General features: G+C 76.7%; 1 protein-coding gene (cut by a window edge). It reads left to right on the plus strand.

What is annotated here, in order from left to right; genetic code table 11:
- Positions 1-20,958, plus strand: the 3' portion of a protein-coding gene (locus ACH5AO_RS24920) for a lonely Cys domain-containing protein (RefSeq protein ID WP_398928187.1). It extends 17,715 nt beyond the left edge of the window; only the last 20,958 of its 38,673 coding nucleotides appear in the window; its start codon lies off the left edge, out of view; its stop codon occupies positions 20,956-20,958.
- Positions 20,959-20,965 lie beyond the last annotated feature (7 nt).

A 20,965-nucleotide genomic window follows, 5' to 3' on the forward strand; every position in this document is an offset into this window, starting at 1 on the left:
ACGACCGTGGCCTACGGCGTGCCACTGGCCGACGGCACGCGCCGGAGACTGATGTCCAACTGGGAAGCCCAGCAGGTGGCGTTCGCCCTCGGCCGGAGGGCCCTCGGGACACCGCTGCCCGCCGACGCCCCCGAGCAGCAGCTGCTGCGCACGGCCGTCGAGGCGGCGGCCGCGCTGCTGCCGCAGCTCCCGCCCTCGGAACGCGACAGGATCGCGGACCTGGTCGAGGCCGCGCGCGGATCCCTCGCGACGCTCGCCGACCCGGCGCGGACACCCCCCGTCCTGCCGTGGGCCCAGGAGGTCGTGGCCGTGGACGGCACCCGGGTGCTCATCGACCAGGTGTCGCTGGTCAGGCACCGGGATCCGCAGGGCGTGCCCGTCGGTGTCTCCTCCCGCCAGGCCGCCGACTGGAGCGCCCCCCACCGGCACCGGTACGGGCTGCTGCCCGAGACACGGGACTTCACCCTCGTACGCCGCCACGCCGACCTCGAGGAGAGCGCCCCGCAGCCGCTCCCCTTCCGGGCGGCCCACCTCGTCGGGCTGCGCGGTGACGGCACCGGTGCCGCGCTCGCCCTGTCCGACGGCACCGGCGTCTTCCTCGACCACGAGCGGGTCGTCGACTTCCTCTTCGCCGTCGACCCCCTCCTGAACGCCCTCCCGCCCGAGACGGTCGCGCTGTTCCTCGCGGCCGACCTGACCGGCCCGCCGCTGCGGGACCCGCTGGAGTGGCCGTCGGCCGGGCAGGTCCTGGCCAACGGCCTCGACCGCTGGGTGTGGACCACCGTCAGCGGCCACGAGCCGGTCCTCGCGCCCGGCGACGACGGGCTCGGCCCCCGGTTCCAGCTCCCGGAAGGCGACGGATGGGCCGGATTCCGGCCCGAGCCCGCCGCCCCGCGGCTCGCCCGCATCGCCGAAGAGGTGACGGGCGACCGGAAGCGTGCCGCCGACGTGCTCCGCTGGATCCGCGCGATCCGCCTGGTCTACGGCCCGGAGCTGGAGGACGACCGCGGCGCGTTCGAGGCGCTCCTGAAGGGTTTCTGGGCGCTGGAGCGCAGCCGCGCGGCCGGCGGCACGGCCGAGCCGCTGACGTGGTACGACCTGCGACGGGCGATCAGCTCCTACTTCGCCGACAGCCCCCTGGCCGAACCGGACCTGCCGGTGGCGCTGCCCTTCCTGCTCCTCGTGGCCGCCGGCGCGGTCGGCGCGGACCTGGAACTGTCCCGGTGGAACCTGACCCCCCGCCACCACAGCCCGCGCGCCTGGGGACAGACACCCGCACCGCAGCCGCCGGCCCCTTCGGCCTCCGAGGTCTCCGAACCCACGACCTTCGCCCCCTCCGCGCCCCCCGCCCCCGCGCCCTCCGCCCCCTCCGTGCGCGCCCTCCGGCCGCCCTCCGGCACCTTCACCGGCCCCGGCGACCCCCTGCTCGGCCCGGGCACCCTCCTGATCGGGCCCTCGGGCCGGCCCCAGGGCCGCAACTGGACCTCGAGGCCCGCGGACCGGGTGATCCCGGGCACCACGCTGGCCGTCGAGATCAGGCCGGGCGCCACCCGGCCCGCCGCCCGGCTCGAGCGCGCGCCGTGGCCCGACTCCGCGTACGTCGTCGGCGCCGACGGCACGGCCGGCCAGCTGTGGGCGCCCGACGGCCGGGTCCTGGACCCCGGCACCGTGGCCGACGTCCTCGCGGCCGACCCCGAACTGGCCCGGCTCCCCCTGGACGTACCGCTGGTCCTGGCCCTGCCGTTCGCCGCGAGCGGCTACATGACGGCCCTGCGGGCCCTGTCCGACCGGCTGGGACGGCCGGTGTGGGGTCCCTCCGGCGAGGGGACGCTGCTGCCCGGAGGGCCGAGCCCCGTCCTGACACCCGCCCTGCTCGACACGGACCCCGCTCTCCCCGTGGGCGGATGGGTCCGCGTCGATCCCTCGGGCACGACCGTGACGCACACGGACCGCGAATGGACCGCCCTCGACGGAACCCGGTTCCGGGACAGCGACGTCGAGACCCGGCCGCTGAGCGACACCGGCCACGAGCGGTTCGGCCGGATGGCCGTGCCGACCCATGACTCGGTCCGGCTGCGGGAGAACAACTTCCGCGGCTACCGCCGTATGCGCGAACTCGTCCAGATGGTCCCCGCCGGCGGCCGCTACCACGCGGCCGAGGCGGAGCCCGTCAGCCCGGACGCCGCCGTGTACGTGTACGCCGGCCACGGACTGCCCGGCCGGATGCATCTGCCGCTGCGGGACGGCCGCACGGTGTGGCTGGGCAAGCGGGACGCCGCCCGCTACATCGCCGGACTGGCCGACGTGCGGGAACTTCCGCCGGGACACCGCCTCCAGCTGGAGGTGTGCTGGAGCGCCACGGACGGCGACCCCGGACGCGAGTACGCGGCCCACGTGCCCGCTCCCAGGACCGACGACCCCCTGGAGGACGTGCCACAGGCCCAGTACGTGGCCAACGAGAGCCGCCGGGTCACCGACGCCCCGACCCGCTCGTCGGGCCTGACCAATCTCCGCCGGAGCGCCCTGGCGGCCGCCGACGGCGAGCGGGGCCGGATCGTCCGCCACCGCCCCGAACCCCTGGCGGCCGACCTCGACCGGCTGGCCCGCGACGCGGGACTGCACACCGGTACCGGCCCGGTGCCGTCCGAGACCCGGGCGACCGCGCTGCGGCTCGTGCGCGCCCTGCGCCGGGGCCTGGGCAGCGAGGTGGAGGACGACGCCGCACGGTACGCCCGCCTGTGGCAGGGGATCGCCGCACTGGAACAGCTGCGCGCCGCCGACCCGGCGGTGAACCGGCTGACCCCGTTCCGCATGGAGCTGTGGGAGTTCCTCACCGAGCAGCACACCGGCCGCCCCGCCGACCCGGCCGGCCTCGTGGCCCTGCTCGACCACGCCCGCACCGTACGGGCGCGGCGGCCGGACGCCCGGCTCACCGCGGAGTTCCCCTCACCCGCCGTCGACCTGGTCCTCGCGTACTTCCGGACCGCCGGCGAGGCCGTGGTCCGCCACGCGTACGGGCTGCCGGCCACCGCGGCGCCGACGCCCCGGCAGCGGGCCACCACCCTGTGGGCCGCCGTCAGGGCAGCCCACCTGTCGTCCCTGATGCCGCCGCACGAGCGGGAACGCAGGGGCCGCGCCATCCTGCACCTGGGCCCCGCCGACCCCTGGAACCGGGCGGCGCAGGAGACGCTGTGGGCCCTGACGGCCAAGGCGGCCGTCGCGGGACTGGACCTCACCGACACCGATGCGCTCGCCGCCTTCCACCTCGTGGAGAACGACGCCTTCGCCCCGGCCGTGCTGCTGCCCGGCGTCCAACTGGGCCCGGGGAGCACCCCGTTCTCCCAGGGCGTCAACTGGAGCGGGGCGCCGGCCCCGGCCGGAGTCGTCATCGACCACGTCCGGCAGGCGGTCCCCGGCCCGGCCGGCACGCCCCCGCGACCGGTCGTCCCGGCCTGGTCCGGGCCCGGCCTCCCGTACCCCCAGCTGCGCCTCGTCCACGCCGACACGCCCGGGAGCGTCGGCCTCCATCTGCCCGGCGGCCGCACGGTCCGCGTCTCCGACGCCGAGTTCCTCGCCCTGCTGGACCTCGACACCGCACTGGGCGCCGCGCCGCTCACCGTCCCCGTCGTCTTCCTGACCACCGGCCCCGGCACCCTCTCCGCCGATCTCGCCGACCGGTTCGCGCAGCGCACCGGCCGCCCGGCCTTCGCCTACAGCGCCCCCATGGCGCTGACCGGTGCGCCGGCCGCCCCGCTCACCGTGCACTGCCTGCCGGATCCCGGCACCGGCGCCCCGGGCCACTGGAACGCGGCGACACGGCGGACGGGCCCCGCCCAGCCGTCGCCCGCCGCCGGTGGCCTGACCGTGTTCGGCCCCGGGACGGCCTCGCGGCCACGCGCCGGCGACGAGGAGGAGGCGACCGCCCCGGACGTCCCGCCGCTGCCCCCGCACACCCTGATGAGGACCGCGTCGGGTGCCCCGGCCGGACGCAATCTGACGGCCCGAAGCGTGCTCCGGGTGCACCTCGGACGGGTCCGCACGATCGAGGAGCGGGCGGGCGGTCCGGACACGGAGACCGCGAACGAACCCGCACCGTGGGGCGATCGCGCCTACGCCGTGTGGGGCGACGGCGGGCCGGAGGGAGTCCTCACCGCCGACGGCACCGCGTGGGACGCCGACGACCTCGCCCGGCGGCTGGCGGCCGACCCCGAGCTGGCCGCACTGCCCCTGGACACGCCCCTCGTGATCCTCGTCCCCTTCGCCGCCAACGTGCGCGACCTCGCGGTCCTGCGCGAGGCGGCCCGGCGCACCGGGCGAACGGTGTGGGCGTCCAGCGGAGACGCCCGGCTCGTACGCGACCGGCACGGCAACCACGTCCCGGCGCTGATCGACCACGGTCCGGGGCAAGCCGTGGGCGCGTGGGTCGCGTTCGCGCCGCCGTCCGTGACGGAGCCCGTGACCGGTCCCGTGACGGCACCCGTCGCGGACCGGACGTGGACGGCGCTGGACGGCACCCCGTTCCGCGACAGCGACGTCGACACCCGCCCCCTCGTCTCCGACCGGAACGAGCGGTTCGGGACGATGGCGCACGCCGACGACGTACGGGACCGCGAACGCCTCCTGCGGACCTACCTCCGCGCCCGCAAGCTGGTCCACCTCATGCCCGCCGGCGGACGCACCGTCCTGGTCGGCGAGGAGACACGGACGGCGGACGACACCGCGGTCCACGTCTTCGCGGCCCATGGCCTGCCCGGCGGACTCCAGCTGCCCCTCAGGGACGGACGTACCGTGTGGCTGGGCGCCGCCGACGGCGGACGCTACATCGGCGGCCTGCCGCAGGTCGGCGAACTGCCCCCCGGGCACCGCATGGGGCTCGAGGTCTGCTGGTCCGCGTCGGCCGGCGATCCCATGCTGGCGCAGTTGGACAACCGTCCGGCGCCCACCACCCACGACCCCCTGGAGACCGTCCCGCTCGGCCAGCACACCGCGAACGCCTCCCGGCGGGTGACCAGGGCGTCCGTGATGAGCAGCGGCTTCGACACCGACGCGCGGATCCTCCTCGACCTCCCCGGGGGTGAGCCCGGCCGGGTGACGGAGTTCGTGCCCGAGCCGACGGACGAGGAGCTGGACGCCCTCGCCGTCACCGCCGGCCTGCACACCGGGGAGGGCCCGGCCCCGTCCGCCGTCCGCCACGTCACCCTGCGGCTGGTACGGGCGCTGCGCCAGGTGTTCGGACCGGAGGCCGAGACCGACCGGGCCGACTGGACGCGGCTGCTCCGAGGCATCGGCGCGATGGAGACCATGCGGGCCAACGACCCGCTGCTGAGCCGGTTCACCCCGTTCCGCATGGAGCTGTGGACGGCCGCCGCGGAGCGCGCCGCCGCGGGCGGCGCCGACCGGCGGGCCGCCCACCGCGCGGTACTCGACCTCGCCGCACGGCGGCTCGCCGGGAATCCGGACGCCCGGCTCTCCGAGGACATCGGCGACCCCTACCTCCGGCACGGGCTGACCCTGCTCGCCAGGCTCGGCGAGCAGCTCGTCCACGGTGTGCTGCGCCGGCCCCCCGCGGCGGGCCCGCTCACCGGCGACGACACCGCACGCGCCCTGTGGGCCGTGGTCTCCGCGGCCCGCAGGATCGGCGGCCTCGACGCCGCCGCCAAGGAGACACTGGGGCGCCGGGTGCTCCACCTGCCGCCCACCGAGCCGTGGACCCCGGCCCGGCAGCAGGAGCTGTGGATCCTCACCGCGCAGGTCGCCGCGGCCGGACTGGACGCGACGGACGACGCGCTCCTCGCCGCGTTCCACCTGGCGCTCAAGGGCGCGTTCGGGCCGCACCACCAGCTCACGGACGGCCGGGCGCAGCGCGGCTACAACTGGAGCGGCATCCCCGCACCCGGCGGCGTCGACCTGCGCGTCCTCGGCCGGCCCGAGGAAGAGCCCGGCGGCGGGACGCGCATCACGGAGGTGCCCGCCGACTGGACCGCCGACGGCGCGCCGGCGCAGGACCCCCTCGCGGTGTGGACCGCCGCGGACAGCGCGGGCCTCGTCGTCCTGCGGCTGTCCGGCATGCCCCCGATGCGGGTCTCCGACGCGGAGTTCCTCGCCCTGCTGGACCTGGCGCCGCTGCTGCGCGTCACACCGCTCGGCGCCCCCCTGGTGTTCCTGATGTCGAAGGGCGGCGCCCCGACCCGGCCCTCCCCCCTGCCGCAGCTGTTCTCCGACCGCACGGGACGCGACAGCTGGGCCTTCAGCGGCAAGCTGATCACGATGCCCGCCGCGCCGCGGGAGACCGCCCCCGGCACGGCACCGGCGGCGGGCGGGCCCGCGCCGCTGCGGCTGATCACCCCGCCCGACCCCGACACCGGGGCCCCGGGGGTCTGGAGGCGGACGGCACTGCGGGGACCGGCCGTGCCGGCCTCGTACAAGGTCTCCGCCCCGTCGGAGTCCGCGCGCCTGCGCACCCGGTCCGTCGCCGGCGCCACCGGCCCGTGGGCGCGGGAGATCCCCTGGCTGCCCGCCGCGTACGTGACCAACGCGCGGCCGCAGGTGCTGTACGTGACGAGCCACCGCCCGCCCGACAGCATGCTGGACGAGGGCGTGCCGGAACCCGAGCCCCATCTGTTCGCCTTCACCGACCCGCGGCAGGCCGTCACCCACGGGCGTCAGCCGGTCGGCATGCTCCGCATCGAGGTCGCGGCCTCCCTGGCCGTCGACGTCGAACAGACCTTCGCCGACGGGAACACGGCGGGCGCACCCCCCTTCGTCGCGGGCATGGTGCACACCGGCAACGCCGGGGGCGTCTTCGTGATCCCGGCGTCCTCGGTGCCCCGCGTCCCGGTGACGGGAACGGCGCGCGTGGACCGCTCGGGACGGGTCACGCACGTGCGTGACCACGACTCCCCGCTGAGGATGGTCATCGAGCACCCGCGGCAGCCCGTGCGCGGGCTGCCCGCCGACGTCCCGCGCTGGCCCTACACCGGGCAGCCGAGCGCGTACGCCTATCTCGTGCTCGGCCCCGGACAGGGTTCGCCGCACGACGGCATCACCGTCACCCGGGGAAGGCTCGGGCTCTCCGCCACGAAACCGCAGTCGCTGCCGGCCGGAGCGCGGCTGCTGCGCGTCTCGGTCATGGCGGGACAGGCGGTCGATCTGAACCAGGCGGTCGTCAAGTACCCCTTCCTCGACGGTCCCGACGGCGAGGTCAGGCGCGCCCTCACCGCGGGAACCGATCTGTGGCTGCCGCGCACCGGCCTGTCCTCGGCGGTCGTCGACAAGGTCTACACCGGCGGGGACGACGGGCAGCTCCAGGCCCGCCGGATCGAGGCAACCCCCCTCGACAGGCTGGAGCGCGTACGGTACTTCGAACCGCTCACCGCTCTCGGCGGCCCCCTCACGGCCGAGGAACTGTCCGCGCTCCCCGCCCACCAGGTCTGGCAGCGGACCGCGGCACGGGGCGGACTGAGGAGACCGGAGGACTTCGATCGCTGGATCTGGAGCGACCGGCCGGACTGGCGGCGCACCCCCCTGTGGCGCGTCGACGGGCGCACGCCCGACAGCGTCTTCGAACGCGGCATGACGCCTCGCCGGCCCCAGGCCGTCGACCTGCGCGAACACGTCATCAGCGCGATGGGCCTCGACGGATCGGCCTTCGTCTCCTGGTCCGAGACCCCCGGTCTGCTGCGCACCGACGGCAGGGGGGCTTCCTGGTCCGGCTACCTGTACGTCGGCTTCTTCCCGGGCGGGATCGACGCCGACCGGACCGTGGCGAACACGGGGCCCACCGGCAATCCGCACTGGCGGCAGCGGGAGGTCACCGCCTTCGGAGGCACGGCCGTCCGTCACATCGCCGGCGCCTTCCCCATCCTGGCCACCGGATCCGGGGTGTCGCTGGGAGGCTGGATCCCCAACGACGCCTTCGACCACTCGCTCGTGGACGAGGAGGTGTCTCCCCGGCAGACCGCCATGGCCGAGCTGCGCGACGAGCGGATCCTGTTCGAGACACCGTCCCCGGTCCTGACCGCGAGCGACGGGGCACACGGCTGGCCCGGGCACAACCTCCGCCACAGCCCCGAGGGGACGTTCCACTTCGCCGCCCTGACCCCGTCGGAGTCCGCCGGCTCCGCGCCCGCGGGACGGTCCGCCGCCTACCCGGACCCCGCGGACGTCAACACCGCACTCGCCCTCCGCCCGGCCGGCCGGCCGGAACCCGCCGTCACGGACGAGGACGGCCCGGCGGACCCCACCGACACGGCTCCCGGCTGGTCCGTGTCGTCCTGGCAGCCCGCGGGCGCCCCCACCACGGTCCGGTTCGCCCCGTTCTACCGGGACCGTGAGTGGCGCCGGCGCAGCACCGCCCTGGAGTTCGAGCTCGCCGGCCTGCTGAGCCGGGTGCCCATGGTCACCGAGGCCGCCCGGGAGGCCACCTTCCGCCTCCACGCCGAACTCTCCGCCCGCCACGGCGAGGACGCCGCCGCACGCGCCTTCTTCGACCCCGACAACCCGCCCGCCGACCCCGCCGCGGAGCTCGAACGCCTGCGCACGCTGGAGGCGGGCGTGCTCACCCTCGACGCGCTCATGACCGCCTTCACCCGGGCCGCCCACGCCGGCCCCGGACTGCCGCCGCCGCTCGCGGACACCCTGTCCCGCCCGGCCGGCGCCCGCGCCCGCCACACACCGGGCAGCGCCTACCGCACCGTGCACGACAGCCGGGGATTCCGCCGGGTCGGCGGCGAGACGGGCCCCGCGGTGCGGCTGCTGCAGACCTACAAGGCCCTCGGGCCGTCCTCGCCCGCCCAGGCGGCCATGTTCCGGGCCGCGCTGCTGTCCTGGCTCGTGCCGGCGGACCTGCAGTCCCTGTACGAGATCGTCCTCGCCGATCACCGCACCGGCAGCACCGACGCCGACGAGCGCGCCATCGCCCTGCGCGACGGCGCGGGACTGCACATCTGGATCCTCCAGGCCTATCAGGGCCACGGCCTGACCCCGCCCCACCGGGAGCTGTACGGCGAGCGGATGACGTACGGCGGCGACGTCACCCCCCAGGCCATCGACATCCCGGGGGACCTGACCGCCCTGGTCGACGACGGTCTCGACGGCACCCTGCGGGTCACCGACCGCCGCAGCAGGGCGCTCGCCGAGTGGCTCGACCACCACGGCGACGCGGGACGGGAGGCCCTGGAGGACCTCACCCCCGGCCACCTGACGGCACTGCACCTCTACAGCGCCGCCGACTACCGGCTCATGAAGGCCCACCTCAACGGCGAACGCCTGGGAGCCGGCATGAGCCGCCGCCTGGTGCGCCTCCAGGCCTGGTCGGTCACCCGCAAGGCGGCCGAGTCCGGCGCACGGGAGTACCTGCCGATCGTCCTGCGCGGCCGGCCCGGTATGAACGCCCTCTTCGACCGGATGTGGGGCACGGACGATCTCGGCGCGACGACCCCCGAGGTCACGGCCCTGCGCAGCCGGCTGTACGAGATCGCCGACCAGGTGCACGCCGAACTGCCCCTGCACATCGACATGGCGATCGAGGCGCTCGAGATCCTGCCGCCGGTCCGGCGCGACGTCTGGTGGGGCGACCGGGGCGTGCCCGGACCCGTCGACGCACCCGAGCACGGACCCGTCTACGGACGGGACTCCATCACCGTGCCGTTCTTCCGCAGCACGTCGCTGCGGCGCGACACGGCCCTCGGCTTCATGTTCCGCAACAAGGGCCTCCCGCAGGACACGCACCGCGGTCTCGTGCACGTGCGGCGGTCGACGGCACGCGACGTCACCCCGTTCGTGGCCTACGTCAGCGAGGAGGAGGCCGCCTACCCGCCCGGAGTGTCGTTCCGCGCCGTACGGCACAGTCCCGTCGTCTTCGAACGCCGCGGCGTGCCGTACGAGCCCGTCTCCGCCGAGGAGATCCCCGCCCCGCACCCGGCGACCGTCATGCCCCCGCTGCGGCGCGTCGGCGCCCCCGACGACCTGCTCCGCGCCGCCGCGGACGGCGCACACGACGAGGACCGCGACCGGTACGTGGTGCTGCGCGAGATCCGCGCCCGCGACGGACGCCTGCTCGGCGTCGCCTCCTTCGACAACGAGGACTGGGCGCGGCGCCGGGCCGCGTACGCGCACTTGGACGCCGCGACCGGTTTCGTGCAGTGGCGGCGCGACGCCTCGGGGACCCCCGTGCCGGCGCACCGCTCCCTGCCGGACGCCTCCGGCGGCACCTTCTTCTTCGCCTCGCACGGCGGCCCCGCGGGACTGGCCCTCGTCCTCGAGGGCGGCCGCGTCCGCCGGGACGACGGCTCCCACGTCGGGCAGCTGCTGCGGCCCCTGCTCGGCCGCCGGTACACCAGCGTGACGGTGCTGGCCTGCGGTCCCGCCGGCACCGTCACCGACCTGGCCGAGGCCCGCGCGCGGGCCCGGCGGCTGGCCGACACGTCCGGGCTGACGGTCCACCTGGCGGCCGGCCGCGCCGCGGTCTCCGGCGGGCTGCCGCACCTGCTGGAGGACGCCGACGGACTGGCCACCACCTGGGTGACCGAACACCCCGGCGGGCAGCCCCCGTCCACCGCCACGACGCCCGGGGACGCCCCCGGCACCCCGGCCGCGCTCTCCTACCCGGGCGCCGGGCAGATCAACGCTGACCCGGCGACGGGCCCGCACGGCACGCGGGGGACGGACGGGCCCGGCGACGACTCCGACCGCATGAGCCTCGCGGAGTCCGACGACGCGGACAGTTCCGACGACCCCTCGGACTCCGAGGACGAAGCCGGCCTCTCCGAGTCCGAGGACGAGGACTCCGCCCCCGGCGGAGCCACCCGCACCGGCCCGCCCCCGCAGATCTCCTCCTGGCAGATCACCGGCGCCCCCGACACCCCCCGCTTCACCGGTCTGTACGGCACGGCGCCGTGGCGGCAGCGCAGCCTGCACTTCGAGTTCGCCCTCGCCCAGTCGCTGACGGCGCACCCCGGCGTGTACGCCGCCGCCCGGCAGACCCTCGGCAGGGCCCACCGCTTCCTCACCCACCGCTACGGCGCCGACGCCGCCACCCGGGCCCTGGTACCGCCGCACGACCCCGCCTGGCAGCAGCCGGGCGGCCCCCTCGCACACCTCCTGGGCCCCACCGCCCGGCCCGACCTCGCGCGGGTGCTCCAGGCGTACGCGAACGCGGTCTACGCGGCCGGCCGGGAAGCGGCCACGATCGCACGGGCCCTGCCCGACCGCATCGGCCACCGGGGGCAGACGGTCGTGCCCCCGGACCGCACCCACACCGCCGCCTGGAACACGTACGACGCCCGCGGCTTCCGCGGGACGCGCGGCGCCGACGGACCGGCCCTGTGGCTGCTGCGCGCCGCACGCGAGATCGGCGCCACCCCCGCCGAACTGCCGCCGCTGCGTTCGGCGCTGATCGCCTGGACCGTCCCGGCCGGACTGCACTCGCTGCGGGAGGTGTTGCTCGCCTCCCACCGGATCGGCATGGGCTCGCCCGAGGAACGCCGCGCCGTCACCCTGGACGCCGGCCGCATGCACAACTGGGCGCGCGACCACCTCGTGCCCTGGGACCTCATCGGGACCACCCCGCAGGCCGCCGCCTTCGCCCAGGCGTTGCGCGCGCCCCACGAGGCCCTCTACAGCGACACCGCGCGCTACCCCGCGGACGTCGTCACCGGGGACATCGCCGTCCCGGACGACCTGCGGACCATGGTCGGCGAACTGCTCGCCCCCGGCTCGACCCGCTACGACGACCAGGAGCGCCTGGCGGTGGCGCGGGACTGGCTCACGCGGTACGGCGACGCCGGACGGCGCGCCCTGCTCCGCATCGCCCCGGGCCACATGAGCGCCCTGTTCGTCTACAGCCTGGCGGACTACGAACTGATCAAGGCGTATCTGAACGGCGAGCGGTTCGGAAAGGGCGCGAGCCGCTGGCTGATGCGCACCGTCGCCTGGCGGGCCGTCAGGAGGAACGTGGTGGGTGAGGGCGACGACCTCCCCCTCACCCTCACCACCCAACCGGGCTTCGACCACGTCATCGCCGGCCTGCGCGCCCTCCCCGACCTCGGACCGGGCCCCGAGCGGGACCGGCTGCGGCGCCGGCTCGACGCCCTCGTCGACCGCATGTACCCGCAGGTGCGCCTGCACATCGAGATGGCCGCCGAGGCCCTCGAACTGCTGCCCCCGGTCGGGCGGACCGTGTGGTGGGGCGACCGCGGTGTGCCCGGCACGCTGCGGCGCCCGCGCACGGACTCGCCCCTGTACGGCCCCGAGCGGATCACGATGCCGTTCTTCCGCAGCACCACCCTCCAGCACTCCAGCGCCCTGGACTTCGCCGTCCACCGGCGGACCCCGCCGTCGGGCACCCACCGCGCCCTGGTCAAGGTCCCCGCCTCCAGCGCCCGCGAGACCGCCATGTTCTCGGCCTTCGTCGACGAGGCCGAGGCCCTGTACCCGCCGGGCACCGAGTTCCGCACCGTCGGCCGCGGCGTCCGCCGCTACGGGGAGGGCCCCCTGCGGTACGCGCTCGTCAAGGTCAGGGAGGCCGGGTACATGCCGCCGCCCGCGCCGGCGCGGCGCCCCGCCGCGGAGCCCGGACTCGGCGCCCTGTACGCCGACCCGCGCTGGTGGGCCCTGTCCGCGCGGTACGAGACGGCCCTGGGACGCCTCCTCGCGCACGAGGAGGCCGTACGGGACGCCGCCCGCGCGGCGGCCGGCACCCTGTACGCCTATCTGGCGCACCACGTCGGCCCGCACTCGGCGGCCGCCGCCTTCCTCCCCGGCCCGCCCGCCGGGGACGACCCGCGCCGGCGGCTCTCCGGCCTGCTGGACGAGGACACCCCCACCTCGCTGGAGGCCCTCGTCGCCGCGTTCACCGCCGCGGCCCACGACCCCTCGGACGACCCGGACCGGACCTCGCTGCGGCGGCTGTGGAGGGCCCGGCCCGAGCTGAACACCGCCGGCCTCGACACCCGGGCCGGACACGCGGCGCCGGATGCCCACGATCCGGCGGGCGCCTGGTACCGGGACCGGCACGACCGGCGCGGCCACCGCGCCGGACACGGCCACGACACGCTGCTGGAATGGCTGCTGCGGGCGTTCGCCGCGCTTCCCGGCGGCGACCGCGCCGGCCTGCTCGGCCTGCGCACGGCACTGCTCGCCGACCACCTGCGGTCCGGCACCCACTCGCTCGCCGAGGTCCTGGAGGCGTCCCACCGTGCCGGCGTGCGCGACGAGGGCGAACCGGCGCCCGCGGACGTCGACGCGGCCCGCCTCCACGCATGGGCCGACGCCGCCTTCGCCCCCCGCGCCCGCCTCGCCTCCGTACCCGCGCTGCGCCGGGCACTCGCCGGCCCCGACGGCGACACCCTGCGCGACCACCTCCACCTCCCGCACCGGCGCCTCTACCAGCAGCGCAGCGGCTGGCTCACCCCCTGGATCACCGCCGGGGCGGCGGAACCGGCCGCGATCACCGAACTCGCCGGCCTGGAGGGCGGCACCTGGAGCGAGGAGGACCTGGCACACCTGCCCCGGCCCGCCGGCGCACCGGCCCGGGAACGCCGCTCCGCCCTGCGCTCCTGGCTCCGGCGGCACGAGAACCAGGCCCTGCTGCGCAACGTCACCGCCACCCACGTCCCCGCCCTCTACCTGGTCAGCGGGCCGGACGCCGCCCTGGTCCGCCACGTCACGGCGCGGCCGCCCGGCGAGCACGACGGCCTGGACGACATGCTGTCCGGGCTGGCCCAGAGCCTCGTCACCCGGGGCGCCGCCGAGCAGGACGTACCGCTGCTCCTGCTGCGTGATCCGCGGCTGCGGTCCCTGCTGCGGCAGGCCGCCCGCCACCCCGCCCCGGACCCCGGCAGGCCCGCGGCCCTTGAGGCCCTCGGGCGCCAGGCCGCCGCCCGCGCCGCCGAACTGGCCCCCGGGATCCGCGACGAACTCACCGTCCTCACCCACATGGCCGCCGAGGCCCTCACCCTGCTCCCCCCGCTGCACACCACGGCCTACTGGGCCGCCTGGGAACCCGGCCCGCAGCCGTCGGCCCGCACCTCCCCGTCCTCCCCGGACACCGTCCGGCCCGCCTTCCACACCGTCGTCACCTCCCGCACGGCCGCCCTGCGCCCCTTCCGGGCCCCCACCGCCCCGGAGGGCCGCCACCCCGTGCTGTACGAGGTACGGCGCTCCACCGCACGGGACGTGGCGCCCTTCGCACGCACCCCCGGACAGCGCAGGGCCCTGTACCCGCGGACGGTCCGCTTCCAGGAGGTGTCGCGGGAGGTCCGCTACGACGAGGCACTGCGCCGCTCCCACACGCACGTGGTGCTACGGGAGGTCCCCGACCGGCCCGGGACCGCCGACTGGGAGCGGGAGATCCTCACCCGGCCGGTCGTCGCGCCCGACGGAACCTGGTCCGGCCTCACCGCCCACACCGCCCAGGAGTGGTTCGCGCGGCACCGCACCCTCGCCACCCTGCCGGAAACGGCCCACTTCACGTCGTACGACGACGAGACCGGGCAGTGGACGGACGACCGGACACCGGTGCCCTGGCGGCACGGCGCGCTCTTCCCCGCCGCGCCGGGGGACGGACCGCTCCTGTGGGCGGGCACCCCCCACGGCTCCGCCCTCGTCACCGCGCGGGAGGCCACCGCCTTCCTGCGGCGGCTGTCGGCCGCCTCCGGCACGCCCCACCGCGCCCCCCTCGTGATCCTCGACGCCCCCGGCACCGGGCCGGCGGCCCCGCGCCCGGCCGGCAGGCCCGACGCGGGGCCGTACGACCCTGCCGTCGACGCCGAACGCCTGGCCGCCCTGTACGCCGACCCCCGCTGGCCGGAGGCGAGCCGCGCCTACGAGCGGGCGGTGGGACACGCCCTGGCCGGCGACCCGCGGGTCCTCGACGCCGCACGCCGGGCACTGCGCACGCTCCACCGGCACCACGCCGCCCGGACCGGCGACCCGGCGGCCGCCGCCGCGCCGCTGTTCGAACCCGGCCGGTCCGGCGCCGACCACCCGGCCGCGCTGCGGCGGCTGCTCGACCCCCGGGCGGGCGCCACGCTCCCCGAACTGATGGACGCCTTCGCCCGTGGCGCGGAACTGACCGCCTGGTTCGACCCGCCCGCGGCACCGGACCGCGACAGCGCCTGGTACCGCGAACTCCACCACGAGCGCGGACATCCCGTGGCCCACGGCTTCGCCCGGGCGGCGCACGACGCCCTCGCCCGGTACGGGCTGCTGCCCGGCGTGTCCCGGGCCGACGTGCTCGCCTTCAGGGAAGCCGTCCTCGCCCGGCTGCTGCCCGACGGCCGCCACTCCCTGATCGAGATCCTGCTCGCCTCCCACGCCGCGGGAGTCGGCGACGTGGCCGAACGGGCCGCGGCCACGGCGGACGCGGCACGGCTCCACCGCTGGGCCGAGACCGTCCTGCGCCCCGCCACCCGCCCCGGCGCCCCGGACCCCGGCGCGCTGCGGCTGCCCCACCGCGCCCTGTACGGCACCGGCGCGGGCCGGCTGTCCGGCGACGTCACCGGCACCCTCTCCGTACCGGATGGACTCGCCGCCGCCCTGCGCCACCACGGGCAGGACCCCACGGACCGGGCCGACGCCCGCGCACAGGCCCTGACGGCGTGGCACCGCCGGCACGGCACCTCCCCCCTCCACGCACTGGACACCGCCCACCTTTCCGCCCTGCACCTCCTCGGCGGGCCCGACGCCGCCCTCCTCGCCGCCCCGGCCGCCCACCCGGCGGCACTGAACGCGATCTCCGCCGCGCTCGCCGACGGCGGCCCGGACTTCCCCACGCTGCTGATGGCACGCCCGGACTTCCGGGCCGTGGCCGAGCGCGCCCGGTCCGTGCCCCCGTCCGGCCCCGACCGCGCGCGGCGCCTCGCCGCCCTCCTGCCGGAACTGCGGAAGGCGGTCGCGGCACGGCCGGCGGACCTCCAGGCGGAGGTGGACCAGCACAGCGCGCTCGCCGACGAGGCCCTCGCCCTGCTACCGCCGCTCGACGGCCCCGTCTGGTGGGCCGCCTGGCTGCCCGCCGACCTGCTGCCCGCACCCGACGGCAGCGGACCGGCCACACCGCTGCACACCGTGTCCACCCCCCGCTTCCACGTCGCCCACCACACCCGGCAGGCGGCCCTGTCCCGGCTGACGTCCACTGAACCGCCCGCGGGCCGGCTCCCCGCGCTGTTCGAGGTGGAACGCTCCTCCGCCCGTGACGTCGCCGTCTTCGCCAGGAACCCGGAGCACGCGGCGGCCGTCCACCGCACCCCCACCGACCACACCGTCGTCGCCCGCCGGACCCTGACCGACCCGGCCAGCGGCCTGCGCTACGAGCACATCCTGCTCAGGGAGGACGGCGGGGAGGACGCCGCACCGGCACCGTCCCTCCCGGCTCCCGCTCCGGCCCTGGCCCCGGCCCCGGTCGCACCGTCGTATCCGGAACCCGACTACTGGAACGCGCCGTGGACCGGCCACGGGCCCGCACCGGCGCAGGGCGCCCTCGTCGTCCGGGACATCCGGCACGGCGGCCGCCCGGTGGGCAAGGCGTCGTTCACCGCACGGGACTGGGCCCTGCGCGGCCCCTTCTACGACGGCCTGCACGAGGCGACGCACTACACCGAGTGGCACCGGGGCCCCGGCGGGGAACGCGTCGCCGCGCGCCGCCCCCTGCCCGCCACCGGGGCGGGCGGCACCTTCTTCTGGACGTCGCACGGCGGGAGCGACGGGTTCACCCTCGTCCGCGACGACGACCTCCCCGTCGGCGCCACCGCCGAGACGGTGGGGCGGATCCTCGGCCCCGGACCGGCCGCCGCCGGCTTCACCAGCGTCACGGTGCTCGCCTGCGCCACGGACCCCGGCACCGGCCGGGACGACACCGCGGCCGTCGCCCGACGGGCCGCGGCCATCGCCGACGCCACCGGCCTGGACGTGTACATCAACACCGGCCCGGCCGCCGTCACCCCCGACGACGGCACCGGCAGCGGCGCGCCGGGCATCCACCTGCTGGAATCCGCCGACGGCGGCCCCACCCGATGGCTGCGCGTACGGCCGCACGGCAGGACCGGCGCGCCGCCCGGCCCCCTGCCCGCCGTCCAGGTCCCGCCCGCCCCGGACCAAGAGCGCCCCGACGGCCGTACGAACCCGTGGTCCGTGCCGGGCTGGCAGGTCGCCGGGACCGCCGAGAAGGTGCGCTTCGCCGCGCTGTACGCACACCCGCAGTGGCGGCAGCTCAGCGCCCGCTTCGAGTTCACGGTCGCGGCGAAGCTCGCCTCCGACCCCGAGAACCTGCGCCAGGTCCGCGACCTCGCCCTCCGGCTCCACACCTGGCTGTCCCGCCGGCACGGTGCCGAGGCGGCCGACCGGACGTTCTTCCCCGCCGCCCCCGGACAGCCGTCCCCCGCCCCCGGCGCCGTCGCCCGGTTCCTCCGGGACGAGCCCGGCCTGGAGCCGCTGATGCGGGCGCTCGGCGCCGCCGTGTACGGCCCGGAACCCACGGCCCTGTGGCGCACCCTGCCCGACCGCGTCAACTCCCCCCACCCGCCGCACCCCCGCGGAAGCCGGCGGGGCGCCTACCGGATGGCGCACGACGGGCGCGGCTTCCGCTACGTCGGCGGCAGCGTGGGACCGGCCCTGTGGCTGCTGCAGGCCCACCGGGCGCTCGGCGCGGACGGCACCGGACTCCCGGCCTTCCGCAGGGCCGTCATCGCCTGGTCCATCCTCACCGGCGCCCACTCCCTGGCCGAGGTGCTGCGCGCCTCCCACCTGGTGGGCATGGGCGACACGGCGGAACACGCCGCCGTCACCCACGACGGGGCACGCCTGCACCGGTGGGCCCGGCAGGCCTTCGCGGTGCACACCGCGCTGCCCCACCACCAGGTGTACGAACGCCGGGGCCGTTTCACCACGCACCACGGCGTCGCCGTACCCCAGGACATCCGTCTCTCGCTGCACGCGGCCCTGACCGGGGGCCACGCCCCCCGGCACGTCGCGGAACGCACCGAGAGCGCCGTGCAATGGCTGGCGCGTTTCGGCGAGGAGGGCCGGCGGGCGCTGCACGCCCTGAGCGACGGCCACCTGATCGCGCTGCACCTCTACACCGGCCTCGACCACAAGCTGTTCAAGACCTACCTGACGGGCACCCGCCTCGGCGAGTCCGTCAACCGCTGGCTGATCCGCCACAAGGTGTGGTCCATCGTCCGCGACGAGGCCTTCGGCGAGGAGTCGGCCCTGCCCGAACTCCTGCGCGCCGACCCGGAACTGGACGACGTTCTCAATGACCTCATCGAAGCGGACCCGGACGCGCCGGCGGCGGCCCTCGCCGGGTTCCGGCGCCGCACGGACCGTATCGCCGACCGCGTCCTCGAGGCGCTGGCCCTGCACGTCGACATGGCGGTCGAGGCGCTGGAGATCCTGCCGGCGGTGAACGGCCCCGTGTGGTGGGGCGGCTGGCTGCCCGGCCCCCTGGACGGCCCCGCACCCGGCACACCCCTCGTGGACGGGGCCACGCTCTACCTGCCGCGCTTCCGCAGCACCACCGAGGACCGGGCCCTGGCGGTCAACTTCATGCGCGACGACCTGGACGACGCGCAGGACCGGCACGCCATGATCGCCTCCGTCGGGTACTCGACGGCCCGCGTCGTCTCGCCCTTCTCGGCGTGGATCGAGGAGGACGAGATCCTCTACCCGCCCGGTACGGCGGTCCGCATCACGCGCCGCGAGATCGCGACCGACGAGGAGTACGGGCAGGAGTACGCCGTCTACTCGCTGGAGGAGATGCCCGCCTACCCGGAACGGGCCTACCACAACACCGCCCGCCCGACGGACACCGAGGAGAGCACCGCCCCCCACCCGGACCGCCCGGCCGACCTCGCCGACCCCGCGGGCTTGCAGGCCCCGGACCGCCCGGCCGACCCCGTCGACTCCGCGGGTCCGCAGGCCCCGGACCGCACGGCCGACCCCGTCGACTCCGCGGGTCCGCAGGCCCCGGACCGCACGGCCGACCTCGCCGACCCCGCGGGTCCGCAGGCCCCGGCTCGCGGTGGCTACCGCCGCACCGGCCCCGGCACCGCCGTACTCGACGGCGTCGTCCACACCCTGCACCCCTCACCGGGGCACGCGGGCCCGCACCTGGTCACCGCCCTCCTGACGGCCCTGAGCCACACGGCGGCCAGCCTGCCGGCGGCCACGGGCGCGGACCCGGTCGCCGCCTTCGGCGACTGGCTGGGCCGCACCGTCACCGACGACGACCTCGCCGGTGTGCCGCTTCCCCCGCTGGAGGCGACGCGCGATCTGCCGCTGTCCCTCCTGGACCGGCTCGGCGTCGCGCTCACCGCCTCCCAGCGCGCCCAGGGGGCGCTGCTCGGGGACGTGCTGCCCGCGGCCGAGGTGACGCCGACTCCCGCACAGCACCTCCGGCTGCTCGTCGAGGAGCCGGCGGACCCGGCGGCGGAACCGCCCTGGGAACCCCTGGTGACCGCACTCGCACGAGCCCTCGGCGTGACGGTGGCCGTGGCCGGCCCGGACGGGACCGTCACGGTGCACGGCGATCCGTCCCCGAACCCGGACACCCCGCCGGCGCTCCTCGTCCGCGACGGGGAACGCTGGACCGCGGGACGGCCGGACCCCCGGCAGGCGGCCGAGGACCCGGCCACGGCACGGCTGCGCGAGGTGGCCCGGGCGGTGACCACCGCGCCCCCCGCCGTCCGGCGCCGGCTGCGGGACATGGCGGCCCGGCACACCCCCCGGGGCACCGCGCGCGTCCCGGACTGGGTCCGGGCGCGCCTGCGCTACCGGGAGGAGGCGGAGCGCTTCGAGGAGCGGCTGGGCTGGTACCTCGGCGAGCACCCGGCGGTCAACGACCAGATCGGCGTGATGGTGCGCGAGGTGTGGGAACGGGTCGTCGCCGCGGACCGCCGGCGGGAGCTGGGCTCCGCCGACCCCACGCTCGACGGGGCGGTCGGCGTGGAACCCGAGCGGATCCGGGCCGTCGTCGAATCAGGCAACCTCAGGGAGCGGATGTTCCTGCTGTGGACGGCCGAGACGGTGATCTCCGACCTGCTCGGCATCTCCCGCCGCAACCCCCCGCACGTCCAGGAGGAACGCGCTTTCCGGCTTCCCTCGCAGCCCTTCAGCGCCTGGGCCGCGCTGCGGGCGCAGGAACCGGCCCTGAGCCCCGGACAGCGGGCCCAGCTCGCCGCACTGGAACGGACGCTGCGCGTGACGACCACCCGGGACCAGGTACGTCCGCCGCTCAGCGACGCCGAACGCGCCCTGATGCCCGACGACGGCCTGCCGTGGATCCCCGGGGCCGGCCGCTGGGACATCGCCATGGGCACACCCCTGCCGTTCGCCGCCGAGGCCACGGGCGCCCTGGTGCGGTCCGGGACCTCGGGCACCACGTATCGGCTGATGCGGCAGGCCGTGGCGATGCGCGAGCAGTGGGGCCTGGACATCGACCTGGGCCTCGTCCGGCTCGCGCTGATGGCCGAGATGCTCCCGGTCCGCCACCACTCGCTGCACGAGATCATGCGGGCCGCGCAACCGGTCCTGGACGAGCTGCGCGCGCGGGGCGTTCCGGAGTCCACCGACCTCGACTACGGCGACGACTGGGGCCGTTACTGGCGCATCGCGCCGCTGACGGAGGCCGAACTGCGCACCCATGTCGCCGTCGGGGGCCGGTTCCCCGACGAACACGCCCTGGACGCCATGGACTGGCCGGTCGGCGGCCGGCTGCCGGACGGATCGCCGGTCCCCGAGGACACCGGCGAGGCGGAATGGTTCCTGGCCCACCGGGCAACCGTGGAGGACGTCCTGGACCTCCTGGTGGCGCTCGGCCCCGCCGTCGTCCCCGACGGTACGGACGAGCCGCTCACCGTGGAGGACCTGCGGCGTCTGATCACCGCATGGTTCCGCGCGCGAGGGCTCGAACCCTCCCCGTCCGTGGAGCAGAACATCCGCCGGACAGTGAACGAACGCACCTGACCACCCG

It is taken from the genome of Streptomyces sp. NPDC018964 (assembly GCF_044390325.1).
Lineage (GTDB): Bacteria > Actinomycetota > Actinomycetes > Streptomycetales > Streptomycetaceae > Streptomyces.